Origin of the sequence: Corynebacterium sp. HMSC072G08, assembly GCF_001809185.1 — a bacterium.
In the GTDB taxonomy this organism is placed as follows: Bacteria; Actinomycetota; Actinomycetes; order Mycobacteriales; family Mycobacteriaceae; genus Corynebacterium; species Corynebacterium phoceense.
On the sequence record NZ_KV796391.1, the window covers coordinates 1 to 2,506 of the forward strand.

Below are 2,506 nucleotides of genomic sequence, written 5' to 3' on the forward strand. Positions count from 1 at the left end.
GGGCGCCCGTGGATTGCTCCACGGGCGCCCGCTTCCAGCGTTAAGGACCTAGTGCTTGGTGCTCTGCGGCTTCGGGCGATAAGTCAGCACGAACGCGCAGACAGCACAGAGTGTGGCACAGCTGTAGGTAACCGGAGCAAGCCAATTCTCCACTCCGGAAACCACGTCGCCACTACCAATGACGATGCCGAAGGTCTGGGTGAGAATGATGCACACGCCGCCGATAAGAAACAGCGCCATGAATACGAAGAACAGCACTTGAAATGCGCTAAAGACCATTTTCATTTTTGGTTTCCCTTTCTTACTGAGCGACGTAGATGGGCAACCAACCCATTCCGATGAGCCAGGACAACGCGATCATCGGCAACACAAAATAAACAATGAGCGGCACGAACATCTTCGGCGGATTAGCATCCGCCATAGCTGCCGAGAGATAAATGGGTGCACCAACCGGCGGGGAGGCTCCCTCAGTGGAGGTACACAGCAGGATGGCGACAATGGCAACAGTCGGGTCGAGCCCCACTGCTATAAGAGCCGCCATAGCTGGCGCACCGATAGCCGCCGCAGTTGCAGTCGAAGACAGTGGCGTGGCGACGAGGACTGCAAGGACGCCGACGACAATAAGCATGAGCCAGCGCGGCAGACTCATCGAGTCAAGTAGGCCAGACAGCTGCGGTCCGACGCCGAGTTCCTCCATAATCTTCGCTGCAGCCAAGGCAGCAAAGAGGGAAATTCCTACCGTGGCGAACTGATGCGCGTCCTGCTTAAGCTGAATACGGAAATGCTCGTTGTTGTTACGGATATGTTTCGCACCTTCGAGAAGCGCGATGAGCGTAATAAGAATCGGCACCCACACGATGATCGAGATCGACTTCACAGCTTCCTTGCCCAATTGGGACGTGAGGTAACCGGCAACCGGGCCGATCGTGAGAATGACGGGGATGATGATGCCCAAGAAGATAGACGGCGAGCGCCAGCCTTCCTTCATCGCCTGCGCGAATGACTTGAGGTCTTCACGCGGAGTGGCCGCGATCTTATCGGTACGCGTCCACAAGAACACGACCGCCAAACGGTAAAGGACCGCGTAGGCGCCACCACATGCTAGAGCGACATAGACGCTTGAAGCCGATGCACCAGTAGCTGCTGGCAGCGCCAGGATGATAAACATCGTAGAGTTCGGCGGCAACGCGACGCCGAGTCCGGAGTTGCCAGCGACGAGCGTCGCGGCGCGTTCCGAAGACCACCCAGCACGCTTCATCCATGGGATAGTCACCGAGCCAACCGTTGCAGAGTTTCCAGCGGTTGAACCAGCAATAAGGCCAATCATCGCAGAACCCAGTGTCGAGACGTACGCAGCGCCGCCACGCAACCGACCGAAGATGGAGTTCAAAATTTCAATGAGACGGTCGATGAGACCCGTCGACTGCACGACAATGCCCATGAACACGAAAGCCATACCTGCGAACGTGACCTCTGATTGCGCCGCACCAAAAACTGCTTTGCCCAGCATCGCGGGGGCATGGGTGCCGCCCAGCAATGCCGTGGCAATGAGGGCTACGACCAGAGACTCCGAAATCTCGCGCTTAAGGGCGGTGTTCATAATCACCGTCACCGCGATAAAGACCACAAGGGCTGCGATGCCCATATGCGCCTCCTTATAGTGCTCCAATTAAGTGATACGAGTCACCGTAGCATGTTACACGTCACACGTTTAAAGTTTGCTAATTTTCAAACACCCCCGAATACCCCACTTCTTCGGTGCTAAACCACGAAGAATGCACGGGTTCCCCTCCATCAGTGACTGAAAACAAAGAAAGCCGGGGCGGTGCAACCACACCCCGGCACAATAGATACAGAAACTAAATCTGATGCTCCCCACTCAACAATTGCTCCACCGATTTGGCGCCACCGGCGGCGGCAAACTCGGCACGGGCGGCATCGAGAAGCTCCGGGTCTGCCAGAACGTCGAAGGCGGTCTGGGCGAGCCCCACGGCGGCATCGGCAGCGGCGGTGCGGGCGTTGTCGCTGATAGACCATTCGCGGAAGGCTTCGGTATGCAGGACGACATCGTCGGGCGAGACCTTGATAACGGGGTGGATACCGGGCACAAGGTGCGAGATGTTGCCAAAATCCGTGGACGCAGCGAGGGTCTCCGGAACGACGCCGGCAGGCAAGGCAACACGGCCGCGCAGGGACTGCGTGCGCGCCCACCGCTGTGCGAGGACCTCGTTGTTGCGCACCGGCAGTGACATGGGATTGAGGTCCCACTCGACGCGGTAGCCGCAGCCGGACATGAGTGCGGCACCATGCATGATGTCGTCGACGCGGCGGGACAAATCGAGGAGGGTTTCCACCTCGCCCGAGCGCACGTAGAGGTTGAGCGAGGCATGTCGCGGGATGACGTTGGGTGAATCGCCGCCGTCCTCGATAATCGCGTGGAGCCTATCCCCCGGCGGCATCTGTTGGCGCAAAAGTGGCTCTTCCGGTTTTAGAGTGCATTGATTAG

The 2,506-nt window shown here is 58.1% G+C and carries 2 protein-coding genes and 1 pseudogene; all 3 read right to left on the bottom strand.

The genetic code is table 11. The annotated features are described in order from the left end of the window. Nucleotides 1-48 precede the first annotated feature (48 nt). Complete coding sequence (locus HMPREF2559_RS01545; protein ID WP_066491671.1) at nt 49-285, bottom strand: hypothetical protein; 237 nt, start codon at nt 283-285, stop codon at nt 49-51. Between the two features lie 16 nt (nt 286-301). Continuing rightward, nucleotides 302-1,645: a TRAP transporter large permease subunit gene (locus HMPREF2559_RS01550; RefSeq protein ID WP_066491661.1), complete on the bottom strand. Its 1,344-nt coding sequence runs from the start codon at nt 1,643-1,645 to the stop codon at nt 302-304. Between the two features lie 214 nt (nt 1,646-1,859). Next, nucleotides 1,860-2,506, bottom strand: a pseudogene (locus tag HMPREF2559_RS01555) (amidohydrolase); the annotation flags it as partial.

Excerpts from the sequence above, each read along its gene's own strand:
- HMPREF2559_RS01545 (WP_066491671.1), bottom strand. The coding sequence starts at position 285 with ATGAAAATGGTCTTTAGCGCATTTCAAGTGCTGTTCTTCGTATTCATG.
- HMPREF2559_RS01550 (WP_066491661.1), bottom strand. The coding sequence starts at position 1,645 with ATGGGCATCGCAGCCCTTGTGGTCTTTATCGCGGTGACGGTGATTATG.